10 protein-coding genes and 1 pseudogene are annotated in these 15,581 nt (G+C 65.8%); 6 read left to right on the top strand and 5 right to left on the bottom strand.

The features are described from left to right. The first annotated feature begins 83 nt into the window (after positions 1-83). The 3 genes from U5A52_RS08980 to U5A52_RS08990 all read left to right on the top strand — a co-directional run bounded on the left by U5A52_RS08980 (position 84) and on the right by U5A52_RS08990 (position 7,206). Positions 84-3,590, top strand: coding sequence for a transglutaminase family protein (locus tag U5A52_RS08980; RefSeq protein ID WP_321934541.1), 3,507 nt, complete (start codon positions 84-86; stop codon positions 3,588-3,590). Between the two features lie 77 nt (positions 3,591-3,667). Next, positions 3,668-6,298 carry a circularly permuted type 2 ATP-grasp protein gene (locus tag U5A52_RS08985; protein WP_321934542.1) on the top strand — a complete coding sequence of 877 codons (2,631 nt, stop codon included), beginning with the start codon at positions 3,668-3,670 and terminating at the stop codon, positions 6,296-6,298. Next, on the top strand, positions 6,295-7,206 hold the full coding sequence (locus tag U5A52_RS08990; RefSeq protein WP_321908513.1) for a transglutaminase family protein: 912 nt from the start codon (positions 6,295-6,297) through the stop codon (positions 7,204-7,206). The genes U5A52_RS08985 and U5A52_RS08990 overlap by 4 nt, the downstream gene beginning before the upstream one ends. A 76-nt stretch (positions 7,207-7,282) precedes the next feature. Here U5A52_RS08990 and U5A52_RS08995 read toward each other — a convergent pair. The 4 genes and pseudogenes from U5A52_RS08995 to U5A52_RS09010 form a co-directional block, all read right to left on the bottom strand. Then, a pseudogene (locus tag U5A52_RS08995) lies at positions 7,283-8,320 on the bottom strand (glycosyltransferase family 4 protein); the annotation flags it as partial. 65 nt (positions 8,321-8,385) lie between these two features. Continuing rightward, the gene (locus tag U5A52_RS09000) at positions 8,386-9,258 is read right to left on the bottom strand and encodes a glycosyltransferase family 9 protein (protein WP_321908509.1); all 873 of its coding nucleotides are present in this window, start codon (positions 9,256-9,258) and stop codon (positions 8,386-8,388) included. Positions 9,259-9,367: 109 nt separating this feature from the next. After that, entirely contained in the window at positions 9,368-10,327 is a 960-nt protein-coding gene (locus U5A52_RS09005; RefSeq protein ID WP_321934543.1) for a glycosyltransferase family 9 protein, read from the bottom strand. Between the two features lie 307 nt (positions 10,328-10,634). After that, positions 10,635-11,366 carry a response regulator transcription factor gene (locus U5A52_RS09010; protein WP_321908505.1) on the bottom strand — a complete coding sequence of 244 codons (732 nt, stop codon included), beginning with the start codon at positions 11,364-11,366 and terminating at the stop codon, positions 10,635-10,637. 233 nt (positions 11,367-11,599) lie between these two features. Here U5A52_RS09010 and U5A52_RS09015 point away from each other — a divergent pair, with 233 nt between their 5' ends. Both U5A52_RS09015 and U5A52_RS09020 read left to right on the top strand, forming a co-directional pair. Next, positions 11,600-13,054 carry an ATP-binding protein gene (locus U5A52_RS09015; protein WP_321934544.1) on the top strand — a complete coding sequence of 485 codons (1,455 nt, stop codon included), beginning with the start codon at positions 11,600-11,602 and terminating at the stop codon, positions 13,052-13,054. Next, positions 13,047-13,766: a response regulator gene (locus U5A52_RS09020; protein WP_321934545.1), complete on the top strand. Its 720-nt coding sequence runs from the start codon at positions 13,047-13,049 to the stop codon at positions 13,764-13,766. The genes U5A52_RS09015 and U5A52_RS09020 overlap by 8 nt, the downstream gene beginning before the upstream one ends. A gap of 82 nt (positions 13,767-13,848) precedes the next feature. Here the strand turns inward: U5A52_RS09020 and pstS are convergent, their stop codons facing one another. Further along, positions 13,849-14,874, bottom strand: a complete 1,026-nt coding sequence (pstS, locus tag U5A52_RS09025) for a phosphate ABC transporter substrate-binding protein PstS (protein ID WP_321934546.1) — start codon at positions 14,872-14,874, stop codon at positions 13,849-13,851. A 322-nt stretch (positions 14,875-15,196) separates the two neighbouring features. Here pstS and U5A52_RS09030 point away from each other — a divergent pair, with 322 nt between their 5' ends. Continuing rightward, positions 15,197-15,562, top strand: a complete 366-nt coding sequence (locus U5A52_RS09030; RefSeq protein ID WP_321934547.1) for a hypothetical protein — start codon at positions 15,197-15,199, stop codon at positions 15,560-15,562. The last annotated feature ends 19 nt before the right edge of the window (positions 15,563-15,581 follow it).

Genomic DNA, 15,581 nt, shown 5'->3' on the forward strand with positions numbered 1-15,581 from the left:
GCCGACTGCATCATACGCACGCTGCGCCGTGCGCCGCTTATCCGTTTTGCGCCGTTCCAACCAAGTCGATCGAGGAGTCGGGTGTGTCCATCCGTGTCGCGTTAAACCATGTCACGCAGTATCGCTATGACCGGCTCGTGCGCCTCGCGCCGCACGTGGTGCGCCTGCGCCCGGCGCCCCACTGCCGCACGCCCATCCTCTCGTATTCGATGCGCGTGGAGCCCGCCGATCATTTCGTCAACTGGCAGCAGGACCCGTTCGCCAACTATCAGGCGCGGCTCGCGTTTCCCGAGCCGACGCGCGAGTTCCGCGTCACGATCGACCTGGTCGCGGAAATGGCGGTCTACAACCCGTTCGACTTCTTTCTCGAGCCGAGCGCCGAGCGTTTTCCGTTCACCTACGCGCCCGAGCTGGCCGCCGAACTCGCCCCGTATCTCGTGCGCACCGAGCCCACGCCGCGCTTCGCCGCGTTCGTCGAGTCGATCGACCGCACGCCGCGCGTGACCATCGACTTCCTCGTCGATCTGAACCAGCGCCTGCAGCACGAGATCGGCTACCTGATCCGCATGGAGCCGGGCGTGCAGACGCCCGAGGAAACGCTGGAAAATGGCTCCGGCTCGTGCCGCGACACGGGCTGGCTGCTCGTGCAGACGCTGCGCCAGCTCGGGCTCGCCGCGCGCTTCGTCTCGGGCTACCTGCTGCAGCTCACACCCGACGTCAAGGCGATCGACGGCCCGCGCGGCGCCGAAGCCGACTTCACCGACCTGCACGCGTGGTGCGAGGTCTATCTGCCGGGCGCGGGCTGGATCGGGCTCGATCCGACCTCGGGGCTGCTTGCGGGCGAAGGCCATATTCCGGTGGCGTGCACCCCGGAGCCCGGCAGCGCCGCGCCGATCTCGGGCGCGCTCGACGAATGCGAAGTCGAGTTCTCGCATTCGATGTCGATCTCGCGCGTGCTCGAAACGCCCCGCGTGACGAAGCCCTACACCGAAGCGCAATGGGCCGGCATGCACGCGGTAGGCATCGAGGTGGACGCCGCGCTCGCCGGCCAGGACGTGCGCCTCACGATGGGCGGCGAGCCGACCTTCGTGGCGGCGGGCGACCGCGACGCGCCCGAATGGAACACCGACGCGCTCGGCCCGACCAAGCGCCGCTACGCCATCGCACTCATGGACAAGTTGCGCGCGCACTATGGCGCGCTGGGCTTTTTGCATATCGGCCAGGGCAAGTGGTATCCGGGTGAGCAGTTGCCACGCTGGGCGCTGTCGCTTTTCTGGCGCACGGACGGCGAACCGTGCTGGCGCGACCCCGCGCTGTTCGCCGACGAGCGCTCGCTCACGCACCACACGGCCGAGGATGCGCAGCGCTTCATTGCACATCTCGCTACCAAGCTCGCAGTTGATCCCGAGCACGTACAGCCCGCTTACGAAGACACCTGGTATTACCTGTGGCGCGAGCGCCGTCTGCCCGTCAACGTCGATCCGTTCGACTCGCGCCTCGACGACGAGATGGAGCGCATGCGGTTGCGCCGTATCTTCGACTCGGGCCTCGACACCGTGACGGGCTACGTGCTGCCGCTCGCCTGCGAGCGCGGCGAGCCTGGAGCGGGGCAACCCGCGCTGCAGGGCCCGCGCTGGATCAGCGGCCCATGGTTCTTCCGTGACGAGCGCATGTATCTCATTCCCGGCGACTCGCCAATGGGCTACCGGTTGCCGCTCGATTCGCTGCCGTGGGTCGCGGAGGCCGACTACCCGTGGCAGCACACGCGCGATCCGTTCGCCGCGCCGGCGCCGCTGCGCAGCGCGGCCGAGCTGCGCATGCAGTACGAGGCGAACTTTGATGCCGCTGCGCAATTGCGTAGCGGAGAACGCGCTGGAAGCGCGGGAAGTGCGGGAAGTGCGGGAAGCGCCGCCTACGCCGAAGGCGCGGGAGGCACCGGCGTGCCCTCTGCGTCACATCGCTACCCCGAACGCGGCGAGTCGGCCGCCTGGATCCATCGCACCGCGCTGTGCGTCGAAGCGCGCGACCCGGCGCGCGCCGCGGGACCGAAAGCCGAAGCCGCAACGTTCGGCCGCGCGCAGGGACAATTGCACGTCTTCATGCCGCCGCTCGCCGAACTCGACGACTACCTCGACCTGCTCGCCGCCGTCGAGGCCACCGCCGCCGACCTCGCGCTGCCGGTCGTGATCGAAGGCTATCCGCCGCCGCGCGACCCGCGCCTGAAAATGCTCCAGGTCACGCCCGACCCCGGTGTGATCGAAGTGAACATCCACCCGTCGTCGAACTGGGACGAGCTGGTCGAGCGCACCGAATTCCTCTATCAGGCCGCGCACGAAACGCTGCTCTCCACCGAAAAGTTCATGCTCGACGGCCGCCACACCGGCACCGGCGGCGGCAATCACCTCGTGCTCGGCGGCGCCACGCCCGCCGACAGCCCGTTCCTGCGCCGCCCCGATCTGCTCGCGAGCCTCGTGGCCTACTGGCACAACCATCCGTCGCTTTCGTATCTGTTTTCGGGCCTGTTCATCGGGCCGACGAGCCAGGCGCCGCGCGTGGACGAAGCGCGCAACGATCAGGTCTACGAACTGGAAGTCGCGTTCGCCGAGATCCAGCGCCAAGTCGATCTGCTGCGCGGTTTCGGCAGCCCGTTCGACAACGGCCCGCGCGTGCCGCCGTGGCTCATCGACCGCACGCTGCGCAACATCCTCATCGACGTGACGGGCAACACCCATCGCGCCGAGTTCTGCATCGACAAGCTCTATTCGCCCGACGGCCCGACCGGGCGCCTGGGCCTGCTCGAGCTGCGCGGCTTCGAAATGCCGCCGCACGCGCGCATGAGCCTCGCGCAGCAGCTGCTGCTGCGCGCGCTCGTCGCGCGCTTCTGGAAAACGCCATACACGCAGCGCCTCACGCGCTGGGGCACCGAGCTGCACGACCGCTTCATGCTCTCGACCTTCGTGCAGATGGACTTCGACGACGTGCTCGCCGAAACGACCCAGGCGGGCTTCGCGCTCGACGCCGCGTGGTTCGCGCCGCACTTCGAATTCCGCTTCCCGCTGGTGGGCGAGCTTCACACGGGCGGCATCACGCTCGCGGTGCGCCACGCGCTCGAACCGTGGCATGTGATGGGCGAAGAAGGCGGGGCGGGCACCACGGTGCGTTACGTCGATTCGTCGGTGGAGCGGCTCGAAGTGCGCGTGCTCGGCGTCAACGAAAACCGCCATATCGTCAGCGTGAACGGCCGCGCGTTGCCGCTTCAGCCCACCGGGCGCGTGAGCGAGAGCGTGGCGGGCGTGCGCTTTCGCGCGTGGCAGCAGTCGTCTGCGCTGCATCCGACCATTGGCGTACACGCGCCGCTCACGATCGATATCGTCGACACCTGGAGCGCGCGCGCGATTGGCGGATGCCAGTATCATGTTGCACATCCGGGTGGCCGCAGTTACGAGACGTTTCCGGTCAACGCCTACGAGGCCGAAAGCCGCCGGCGCGCGCGCTTCTTCACGACCGGCCACACGCCGGGGCCGGTGGAAGTGGCGCCGCCTGAGCGCAGCCTCGAATTTCCGTTCACACTGGATCTACGCCGCGGCTGATTGCGGCCGATAACCCGTCAATAGCCCTAACCGAAGGCGCGCCTCGCGAGCGAGGCGCGCTGCCACGACCCACGATCTTGCCGACTCAATCCACCCTGCCGTTCGATTCCTCCGCCAGCGACGACGAGGCGCTCGCGCCGCTGCGCACGCTGCCGGTGCGCGCCGGACACTGGGACGAGCTGCAAACGGCAGAAGGCGAGCTGCGCGAGCCGTGGCGGCAGTTCTTCGGCCTGCTCGGCAAGCCGGGCGTGGCGGGATTCGACAGCGCGGCGGCCTCGGTCGAGCGCCAGGTGCGCGAGAACGACATCACCTATAACGTCTACGCCGACGCGGGCGGGCCGCGCCCGTGGGCGCTCGACGTGCTGCCGTTCATCATCGACGAAGCCGAATGGGCGCAGATCGAGCGCGGCGCCGCGCAGCGCGCGCGCCTGCTCAACGAGATCGTCGCCGATATCTACGGGCCGCAAACGCTGCTCGCGCGCGGCCTGCTGCCGCCCGCGCTGGTGTTCGGCCACCCGGGCTACCTGCGCGCCGTGAAAGGCTTCGTGCCGCCGGGCCGCCAGTATCTGCAGATCGTCGCCCTCGACCTCGCGCGCTCGCCCGAAGGCCAGTGGACCGTCGTCTCGCACCGCACGGAAGCGCCCTCGGGCCTCGGCTATCTGCTCGAGAACCGGCTCATCGTCTCGAGCCTCTTTGCCGAGCCGTTTCGCACCATGCGGGTGCACCGTCTCGCGCCTTCCTATTCGCAGCTCGTCGCCACGCTCGCCGCGGCCGCGCGCGAGATCATGAGCGCCGACGAGCGCAGCGCGAGCGGCGCGTCTGCGCATATCGTGCTGCTCACGCCGGGACCGTTCAGCGAGACCTACTTCGAGCACGTGTTCCTTGCGCGCTACCTCGGCCTCACGCTCGTCGAGGGCAAGGACCTCACGGTGCGCGACGACATGCTGTACCTCAAGACGCTCGATGGCCTCGAGCGCGTGCACGCGGTGCTGCGCCGCCTCGACGACACGTTCTGCGACCCGGTCGAGCTGCGCGCCGACTCGACCATCGGCGTGCCGGGCCTGCTGCAGGTCATGCGGGCGGGCAACGTGATGGTCTCGAACGTGCCGGGCGCCGGCTTCGTCGAATCGCCCGCGCTGCACGGCTTCATGCCGGGCATCGCGCAGGCGCTGCTCGGCGAGGAGCTTGCGCTGCCGAGCAGCGCGACCTGGTGGTGCGGCGAAGACGCGGCCTGGCACGACGCGCTCGCGCAGGTGCCCGAGGCGCTGCTCGTACCGACGTGGCCCGGCGCGGCGAGCGCGTCTTCCGCGCCCGGGCTCGCCGCCGGCCTGCAAACGCTCGCCGACTGGCGCGAGCGCATCGAGCAGTTGCCCGACGCCTTCACGGTGCAGCAGCCGCTGCGCTACAGTTATACGCCGCGCTATGAAAACGGCGCGGGCATGCTCGGCGCGCGGCCGGCCGTCCTGCGCGTCTACGCGATCGCCGACCAGGAATGCGGCTGGCGTGTGCTGCCTGGCGGCTTCACGCGCCTGGCTGCTGAACATCAGGAATCCGTATCGATGCAGATGGGCGGCAGCAGCGTGGATACCTGGGTGCTGTCGAGCCAGCCCGGTTCGACCTTCACGCTCCTGCCGAGCCCGATCAAGCCCGGCGAGCTGCACCGCGAGCGCCGCCGCGTGCCGAGCCGCTCGGCGGAGAACCTGTTCTGGGCGGGCCGTTACGGCGAGCGCGCCGAAAACGGCGTGCGACTGTGCCGGTTGATTCTCGGCTCGCTCGAAGGCAGCGACGCCGAAGAATTGTTCGGCACCTTCATCGAACTGGCCGCCGCCAATGGGCTCGTGCCCGCCACGGGCCATGAAGCGCGGCGCAGCCTCGACGACTTCGAGCGCGCGCTCGTCGCCAATCTGCACGAGAACGCGGGCGCAACGGGAATCGGCCGCACGCTCGCGAGCCAGGCGTACGCCTGCGGCGAGATTCGCGGCCGGCTTTCGAACGACCATTGGCGCACCGTGCTTGCCTCGCGCAACGACTTCCGCGACGCGCTGCACGCGCTCTCGCTCGTGCCAGCGGCGCCGCGCAACGGCACCACCCTCGAATTCAGGCGTCCCACGCCGTACGACCGCATCGCGCTGATGGGCGCGCTCGACACGCTCGCCACGCAGCTAAGCGCCATCAGCGGCTGCCAGGGCGACCGCATGACCCGCGACGAAGCCTGGCGCCTGTTGTTCGCGGGACGCCATATCGAACGCGTGTCCGCACTCGCCACCATGCTGCGGATCGCCGCGCACGAACGCACGCTCGCCACGCCCGCGGGCTTCGACGTGCTGCTGCAACTGTTCGACAGCACGCTCACGTATCGCTCGCTCTATCCAGGGCGCCTCGAAGTGCCCGCGCTGCTCGACGTGATCGTGACCGACCCGACCAATCCGCGCGGGCTCTACGGCGTCTATGCGCGGCTGCGCGCGCGGCTCGACGAAATCGCCCAGGCTTCACGCGGTCCGAAGCGTGAGCCGTTCGCCTCACACCTCGCGCCCGTCGAGGCGCTGCCCACGCTGGAAGTGCTTTGCGAGCCCGGCGACGACGGCCGCTACCCTGCGCTCACCGCGCTGTGCGACAGTTTCGCCGAGCGCATGGCCGCGATGTCGAACGAGATCAGCGCACGCTGGTTCAGCCACGCCGTGCCGCTCGCCGCGCAGGTGTGGTCATGAGCGGCACGCGCCTCGCGGTCACGCACCGCACGACTTACCGCTATTCGACGCTCGTCGAGACCGCGCAGCATCTCGCGACGATCCGTCCGCTCGACCTGCCGTGGCAGCGCGTGCTCACGCACCGCGAACGCATCGAACCCGCGCCGTCGTATCAAACCAGCCGCTGCGACGCCTTCGGCAACGAGGTCCTCTACTTCTCGTTCGACGCGCCACACGACTACCTGCAAATGACGAGCGAGACGAGCGTGCTGCTCACGCCTCGCTACGCATCGCTCGATGTCGCCGCGACACCGGCCTGGGAAGACGTCGAGCGCATGCTGCGCTACACGGCGGGCGGCGCGTTTTACGCGGAGTCGGAGTTTTGCTTCGCTTCGCCGAATATCGCCCTGCAGCCCGGATTGCGAGCCTACGCGCTGGAAAGCTTCACGCCCGGCACCCCGGTACTGGCCGGGGCGATTGACCTGATGCATCGCATCCATGCCGACTTCGAGTACCTGCCCTCGGCAACGGCGTTCGACACACCCGCCGCGCGCGCGTTCGAACTGCGCCATGGCGTGTGCCAGGACTTCGCCCAGGTGATGATCGGCTGCCTGCGCTCGATCGGGCTCGCCGCGCGCTACGTGAGCGGCTATCTGCGCAACGACCCGCCCGAAGGCGCGCCGCCGATGATCGGCGCGGACGCCTCGCATGCGTGGGTGTCGCTCTACGTACCCCCGGCGCCGTCCGCACTCTCTGCGCCCCCGGCAGGCTGGATCGATCTCGATCCGACCAACGACGTGCTCGCCGATCAAGGCCACGTTACGCTCGCCATCGGCCGCGACTACACCGACGTGTCGCTGCTGCGCGGCGTCATTCTTGGCGGCGGCGAGCATCGGGTGGACGTGGCGGTCAGTGTGAACGCGGACTGACCGTCGCGTTCAGACCCAGCGCCGAAGCGGCGCCGCGCTGGGCGCCAACGGCGCTGATACCCCAACCTGTATGCACCTGGCTGGCTAACGAAAGCAGTGAATCGACGTGCCCGGCCACGCTGGCGTCGTAGAGCACGGCTTTGCCTTTCTCCATCTCGGCGGGTTGGCTGGCAATTGCGCGCCTGATCGCCTCGCGCAGCGATCGCACGTCTCCTCGCTCGAAGACGTGCTTCGCTTGTGTGGCGATCACATCGCCGCAACCCATCGTCGAAGGAATGATCACAGGCGTGCCGCACATCACCGATTCGATACCCACCAACCCGAAAGGCTCGTAAGCGGAAGCCAGGATCGTGAAGTCGGCAGCGCGATAACAGTCCTCGATTTCGCGCTGAAAGCCGATGTAACGCACGTGCGGCGAGAGGCTGCCCACCGGCCGCCCCGCTACTGCGACGACGACGGGTTCCTTGAGGTCCCGCGCGGCTGCCTCGATGAGCGGCAGGCCCTTGCGCATGTGACTGCTCGAAGGAAACAGCAACACGCACTCGTTGTCCTGAAAGCCGAGCCGCTTGCGCAGCGATGCGCGCGCAGCGGTATCGACAGGCGTGAAGCGCGCTGTGTCGACGGGGGGACGCAGAATGCGCACCTTGGCCTCGTCGATTCCGTACAGTTCGATCAGTTCGTCACGCATCAAAGGCGAATGCGCCAGAATGATCGCCGCATTGGCGTACAGGCGTTCCTCCAGTGCAATCTGCCAACGGTCGGTAAGCTTGGTTCTGCGGCCCGTTGCGCGCAGGAAGCCACGATGGGTGCCGCCACACACGGCGATATCCGAACTGTCGACACGGTTGCAGCCGATCATGATGTCCACGGCGGCTACACGCTTCGCGCGGCGCAATCGCCAGGAGAACCAGGCATCGCGCAGTTTGCCTGGCAAAAACGACACGTTGATGCGATGCGGCTCGACCATCGCATACTCGGGCAGCGCATGGTCGAGGCTGCGCGCAAAATAGGCGGGACGAAAGCCGCGCTCGGCAATGCCGCGCGCAAGATCTCTCGCGTAGCGCTCCATGCCGCCGCTATGCTTCAAGACATTGCAGGAAACGCCGAGTTTCATGGCATCCCCTCCTCTACAGTTGATCGATCCAATACTTCAAAACCGCCGCGTTTGAAGGCTCGCGCTCATGAACGCGACTGCAGCGCCTGAAAGTGCGCCATGACACGACCCACGCTGAGCAGCTTTGTCCACAGAAGCTCCTTGAGATTGCCGAACGGTATGACGTTGGGCGGCAATACGATGTGGCCAGGCCCCCAGCGCGGGCGCCACGTGCGCGCCAGTCCGCGCCGCATGAAAAGCGTGAGCGTGGGGACTCCGATCGACGAAGCGAGATGACCGAGCCCCGAGTCGTTGCCGATGAACCACGCGGACTCGGCGATCCACGTCGCCACGTCCTCGAGTCGCGGCAGTGAGTGAACCTCGTGCCCTTGCGCCTGGCTCTCCCGCCAGGCCGCAAACTCCCCGGGCGCGACGAGAAAGCTCGGATGCAGGTGCGCACGGCTGAGTTCGTGGGCGAGCGCGAGAAACTTCTCGCGGCTCCACATTTTTTCGCGGTGGCTGCCGGTGGGATGGATCACGACACGATCCGCGAAGCGGCCGCGCTGCACGCCGGGCGGCACGACGAGGCCGTTCGAATGCGTCACATCGCGTAACGCGAGCACATTCACGGCAATGTCGACCACGCGGTCGACCATGTGCTTCCCGCCGCCATATTCGGGCAGTTCGGCCAGACAAAGCGTCTTGCCCGAGCGGCTCAGCATCGGCCCGAACTCGGTGCGGCGCAGTTCGATGACCGTGTCGAACGCGCCGGCATACGCCGCCTGATACCCCACCGTCATGTGGGGAAACCAGGCCGCGAGCTGCTCGGCCACCCAGCCGAACACGATGGGCCGGTAGCCGTTTCGAATGAGGTTGTTGACGAGAACGAGCCCAATAAGGCTGTCGCCGATTGGCGGCGGCAACGCCACCGCAACACTGCCCTGGATCTGGAATTTCATGTCCATGCGAAGGTGGGCCGGAAGATTCCGGCGCGGTAAACGTTAGTAACACTAATCATTGATTCGATGCTTGCCGCGATCGCCGATATGCGTTACCGCGAAGGCAATTTCAGGCCAGCACCGCCACGCGTTCGCGCAATACCCGAAAGGCGCGGTGCACGCGTCGCACCGAAATCGCTTCGCGCCACCACTTTTCCTTGAGGCCAGCGGTCGGCACCCACCACGGCGGCAGCACGATCTCGCCGCACTGAAATCCAGGGCGCCAGCGCTGCGCGACGCGTCGCCGACGAAACACGGTCAGCGTCGGGATGCCGAGTGCCGAAGCGAGATGGCCCAGGCCCGAATCGTTGCCGATAAACCAGCCCGATTCGTAAAGCCACGCTGCAAGGTCAGCCGTATCGCGAAACGAACACAACGGCGGTGCGGTGCTGGCAAGCGGCAGCCAGCGCGAGCGCTCGCCGTCGGCAACGACGAACTCAGGCGCAAAACCTTCCCCGCTCAAACGCTGGGCGAGGCCAATGAAACGGCGCGCCAGCCAGCGCTTGTCCGCTGTGCTGGCCTCCGGGTGCACCGCTACGCGTTGGGCGTGGCGGCGGTGCTGAAGCTCCGGCGGCGCGCGCATACCGTTCGAAATCTCGACGGTTGGCAATCCGAAGTGACGCGCCGCGAACGCCGCGAAGCGATGCGCCATACAGCGGCCGTCGTCCGCGTATTCGACATCGTGCAGATCGACGAAGCCCGGATGCCATGCGCGTAGTTGCTTGAGCGGCCGGTCGCGGTGCATCTGCACGACGACGCCGAAATCCGCCAGCCGATCGCGTGCTTCTTCCTCGCCGAGCGCCGGCTTCATCGACAAGTGCGGGAACCAGCGGGCAAGCGACCACGCGTGATTACCGAATATTTCCACCTGCCAGCCCGCGAGCACGAGATTGTGCGCAATGATCAACAGATTCAGCGAATCCCCAAGCGCCGGCGACATCACAAACGCCGCGCTGCGTGCTTGCTCGCGCGCCAGGGAGGGACACGTTGCGTCGTGCTGGGCGTGGCTCTCACGGTCGAGGTGTTGCATCGTTGCGTGTCTGATCGGGGTTCGGCAGGGTTTCTGCGGGTTAAGGCTATGGACACGCATGTTGCCACCGTGGCGCCGGTTCCGGGTTACAGGATTTTTCCGTACATTTCTTCCACGCCACGCCAGCGTGCGCGAACGTTACAGGACCGGTTACACGTTAAGAAATAGCAATGGTTCTGAAGTTCGAAAATGCGAAATCATCTGCTACGCTGGTCTCACCTGACATTGCGCGGTATGCCTCAACCGTGGATGAAGGGTGCTATACCTCCAACTCTTTGCATACCCGGCGAAAACGCCGGGTTTTTTTTCATCCGCGGGCAGCCGCGAGGTCCTGGTCGGGAAGCGCGTCGTCGGGGCAGAAAACATAGCCGTCCCTGTAACGCGTTTGAATATATTGGCGGCCGCACGGCGACAGCCCGAGCAGCTTGCGCAGGCGGAAAACGACCACGTCGACGCTGCGCGCATGAAGCGACGAATTGCGATCGATCATGTTCACAATGCGCTCGCGCGACAGCGGCCGCAGGCGATTCGCGGCGAACACCGCGAGCACGGCAAGCACGAGGGGCGGAGCCGGGATCTTGCGGCCGTCCCTGAATAATTGATTGTCGATGGCGTCGAGTTCGAAGCCGTCGAAGACGTATTTCGTTTCCCTGCGCGGCGACGCAGGGTAATCGATCCTGCAGCGCAACGCGTGGTGCATGCGCGCGAGCAGTTCGCGAGGATCGAACGGATCGACCATATAGTCGTTGGCGCCGAATTCGAACGCGAGCACCTTGTCGGCCACGTCGCCGGATTCGCTCACGATGATCGCAGGCGTGAGCCACCCTCGCTCGCGCAGCGCGCGTAGCGTTGCAATGCCGTCGATCTTCAGCGCGTCATGCCGAAGGATGATGAGCGAAGGCGTTTCTCGCGCGAGACGCTGCTCCAGTCGCTCGACGCCATACAGCACCGACACGGCGATCTGCTGACGCTGCAAATAGGTACGCAGGTCGTCCCGATATGCCTGATCGGGTTCGACAAGCAGCACGTGTATGTCCATCGATCTGTCCCTTCCTGTGTCATGCACGTCATTCCAGCCAGATCGCGCGCACGAGCGGCATGCAAGCGCTTCGATCTGCAGCGGATCATACGGAACAACCGTGCAGGAAAAAGAAGGGAAATCTGGAGAAAATAAGGATTCGGACGGGCCACGCCCACCTTACGGTACGCTTCAGGCGAAAATAGTGCCGAATTTGCGCGCACTCACGTTTATTGCCTTCTGCTGAATCCGTCATGAAAGTCAGCGTCACCTCCAAACTCTTCCTCGCGATTCTTTCGGCTTGCGTGCTCGCCGCCGTGGCCATGGGCATCGCGGTCCGGACGAGTTTCGAATATGGCTTCGTGGATTTTCTGCAGGAGCAAGGCGCGAACGATCTGGCGGCGCTCGAACAGGAACTGGAAGCCTCGTATGCGCAGCACGGCAATTGGGATTTCGTTCGCGCTCGCACGCGAGGCCGGCCCCCATTCGATGGCGGCCCGCCGCCGGGCGAGCCGCCGCGCGACGCCCGTCCGCCCGATGCGCCGGGCGGCTTCCACGACGAAGGCGGCAAGGATGGCCCCTTCACCCCCGGCTTTGCCGAGCACTCGCGGACGTTTCGCCCGCCCTATATGCTCTACGACGCGGACATGAAGGTCGTCGCGAGCGAGGGGCCACCCCCGCCGCCCGAGGCTGTCCGCCATCCGCTGCGCGTCAAGGGTCAAACGGTGGGCTGGATCGCGGTGGCAGGCCCCACGTCGCTCATCAATCAGGCGGAACAGCGCTTCAAGGACCGCCAGACGCAGGCGACGTGGATCATCGTAGGCTTTACCACCTTGCTCTGCGCTGCCGTGTCGATCATCCTCGCGCGCACGCTGCTCACGCCGATCAAGCGGATCGTCACCGCCACACATCGCCTCGCGGGCGGTGACTACGCCACGCGCGTGCCGGCCACGGGCCGCGACGAACTGCAAATGCTCGCGAGCGATTTCAACCGGCTCGCGGCGTCGCTCGAAAAAGCCGAAAGCGACCGGCGCGACTTTATCGCCGATATTTCGCACGAGCTGCGCACGCCGCTTTCGGTGCTGCGCGGCGAACTCGAAGCGATCGAAGACGGCGTGCGCCGGCCCGACGCCGCGACCATCGCTTCTCTGCAGTCCGAAGTAGCGATGCTCAGCCAGTTGATCGACGATCTCTACGAACTCTCGCTAGCGGACATCGGCCAGCTCTCGTTCGAGAAAGTGCCGCTCGACCTCGTACCGATCGTGGAGGCCGCATGCGACGTCTTTCGCGAGCGGCTCGCAGCGAAGCGAATCACGCTGGACTTCGATCGCGACGATGCGCGCGCGACGCTCTCGGGCGATCCCTATCGCCTCACGCAGCTGTGGAAAAACCTGCTGGAAAACGCGCTGCGCTACACCAATGAGGGCGGCCGCGTGCGGATCTCGGTCACGTCGAACGACAACCATATTTATGTCGATGTCCAGGACTCGTTCCCGCCGGTTCCCGCGCCGCTGCTGCCCCATCTGTTCGACCGGTTCTTCCGCGTCGATCCATCGCGCAGCCGGCAAAGTGGCGGCGCGGGTCTCGGACTCGCATTGTGCAAGCACATCGTGGAGCAACACGGCGGCACCATCGAGGCATCGCGCTCGCCGCTTGGCGGACTGCGCATCCTCGTTCAACTTCCTCGCCTGAACACGCATCATGATTGATCCGACCACGCGGCCATCCATCCTCGTCGTCGAAGACGAGCCGAAGCTCGCGGCCCTGCTCGCCGACTACCTCGCGAAGGAGGATTTCGCCACGACGATCATTGCGGACGGCCGGGAGGTCGTGCCCTACGTGCGCGAGCATCAACCGTCGATGGTGCTGCTCGACCTGATGCTGCCCGGACGCAGCGGCCTCGACGTGTGCCGCGAACTGCGCACGTTCTCCGCCGTTCCCGTGATGATCATCACGGCGCGCGTGGACGAAATCGACCGTTTGCTCGGGCTCGAACTCGGTGCCGACGACTACGTGTGCAAGCCGTTCAGCCCGCGGGAAGTGGTGGCGCGCGTCAAGGCGATCCTGCGGCGCGCCGAGTTGCTGGCGCGAGCGCACCAGGAAGCGGAAGGCACTGTGCCGTCGCCGTTTTCGATCGACGTCGCGCAACACGCCGCGCGCCTGGACGGCCGGGATCTGCACCTCACGCCCATCGAATTTCGTCTGCTTGCGCTACTGCATTCCGGCCCTGGCCGCATTTACGCACGGGACTTTCTGCTGCGCGCGCTCTACGACGATCACCGTGTGGTCGCCGACCGCACGATCGATTCGCACGTCAAGAACCTGCGGCGCAAGATCCAGTCGATCCGGCCCGACCAGGACATGATTCGATCGATCTACGGTGTGGGTTATCGTCTGGAGATCGCGCCTGCGGGCGACTGACGTTGGATAACTGCGTAAGATTAAAAACGTGGCTGAATGCAGGCGCGCGTGCGCCATACGCGCGCCTGCATTGCATTTCGCGTTATGGCGCGATCGGCTTGCCGCTCGCGTCCTTGACCTTGTCCTTCCACTGCGACTTGATTTCGGCGACGACCGAATCCGGCAGCGAAATGTAGTCGAGGCTATCGGCTGCCGAAGCACCGTTCTTGAAAGCCCAGTCGAAGAACTTGAGCGTTTCCTTGCCCTGGTCCGGCTTGTCCTGTGCCGTGTGCAGCAGCACGAAGGTCGCGCCGACAACCGGCCATGCGTCCTTGCCCGGCTCGTTCGTGAGGATCTGGTAGAACGACTTCTTCCAGTCCGCGCCGGCGGCGGCGGCCTTGAACGTTTCGGTGCCCGGCTGAACGACCGCGCCCGCTTCGTTCTTCATCGCGGCGTAAACCATGTGGTTTTGCTTGGCGTACGCCCACTCGACGTAGCCGATTGCGCCCGGCAGACGCTGCACGAAGGCCGCAACACCGTCGTTGCCCTTGCCGCCCGTGCCCGTCGGCCAGTTCACGGTCGTGCCTTCGCCGACCTTGCTCTTCCACTCGGGGTTGACCTTCGAGAGGTAGTTCGTCCAGATGAAGCTGGTGCCCGAACCGTCGGCGCGGCGCACCACGGCGATGTCGAGGTCAGGCAGCTTGACCTTCGGGTTCAGCGCGGCGATAGCCGGATCGTTCCACTTCTTGATCTTGCCGAGGTAGATGTCGCCGAGCACCGGGCCCGACAGCGTGATTTCGCCGGCCTTCACGCCTGGCACGTTGATCGCCGGCACGACGCCGCCGACCACCGTCGGGAACTGGAACAAACCGTCCTTGGCCAGCTGGTCGTCCTTCAGCGGCGCGTCGGAGCCCGCGAAGTCGACGGTCTTGGCCTGAATCTGCTTGATGCCGCCCGACGAACCAATGCCCTGGTAATTCACCTTGCCGCCACCCGACTTCTGATAGGCGTCGGCCCATTTCGTGTAGATCGGCGCCGCGAAGGTACTGCCCGCGCCGGTAATATCCGCGGCCTGGGCCACGCTCGCGCCCAGCGCGAGAACGACAATCGCATACAGACTGAGTTTCATCCCGGACTCCTTAAAATCGTTATTGATGCGCTGGACCTTACGATCGCAATGTGACGATTGGGTGACACTGGAGTCGATCGCAGTAGCGGACTTATGGATGGCGACGCGACCATTCAGAGGACGTGTTAGCGAGGGCTCCCGGAAGACGTTCGCGTGCGCGTTACGGCATGAGTGGAATGCCGGAATAAACCGTATATACTGTTTATACAGTTTTCAGACCGGAGAGACCGACATGACTACAGCGACCACGCGCAAGCCCACAAAAAAGGCGTTCCACTTCCCGAAATCACCCGCAACCGGGGAGGAACAGAACGACGCGGCCATGCCGGTTGAGGCAGCGCAAACGAGCAAGCCCAGCCGCAAAAAATCCGCATCCAAAGCGGCGACACCCGCGAGCGCCCCAGCAGAGGCAGCGGCTCCTGCAGCTGCCGAGAAGGTCAAGACCAAGCGCGTGAAGAAAGAAAAAGTCGTGCGCGACAGTTTCACCATGCCCAAGGCGGACTATCAGCGCATCGCCCTCCTCAAGCGCAAGTGCCTCGAAGCCGGGGTTGCGGTGAAAAAGAGCGAGATACTGCGCGCGGGCCTGCAATTGCTGGAATCGGCCCCACAGAAGCGACTACTGGCCGCCATCGCCGCGCTTGAAACCGTGAAGACAGGCCGTCCGGCCAAAGGCGACGACAACGCTTGATACGCGCGAAGCGTGGGTG

The sequence above is a fragment of the Paraburkholderia sp. J8-2 genome, from assembly GCF_905220195.1.
Taxonomy (GTDB): Bacteria; Pseudomonadota; Gammaproteobacteria; order Burkholderiales; family Burkholderiaceae; genus Paraburkholderia.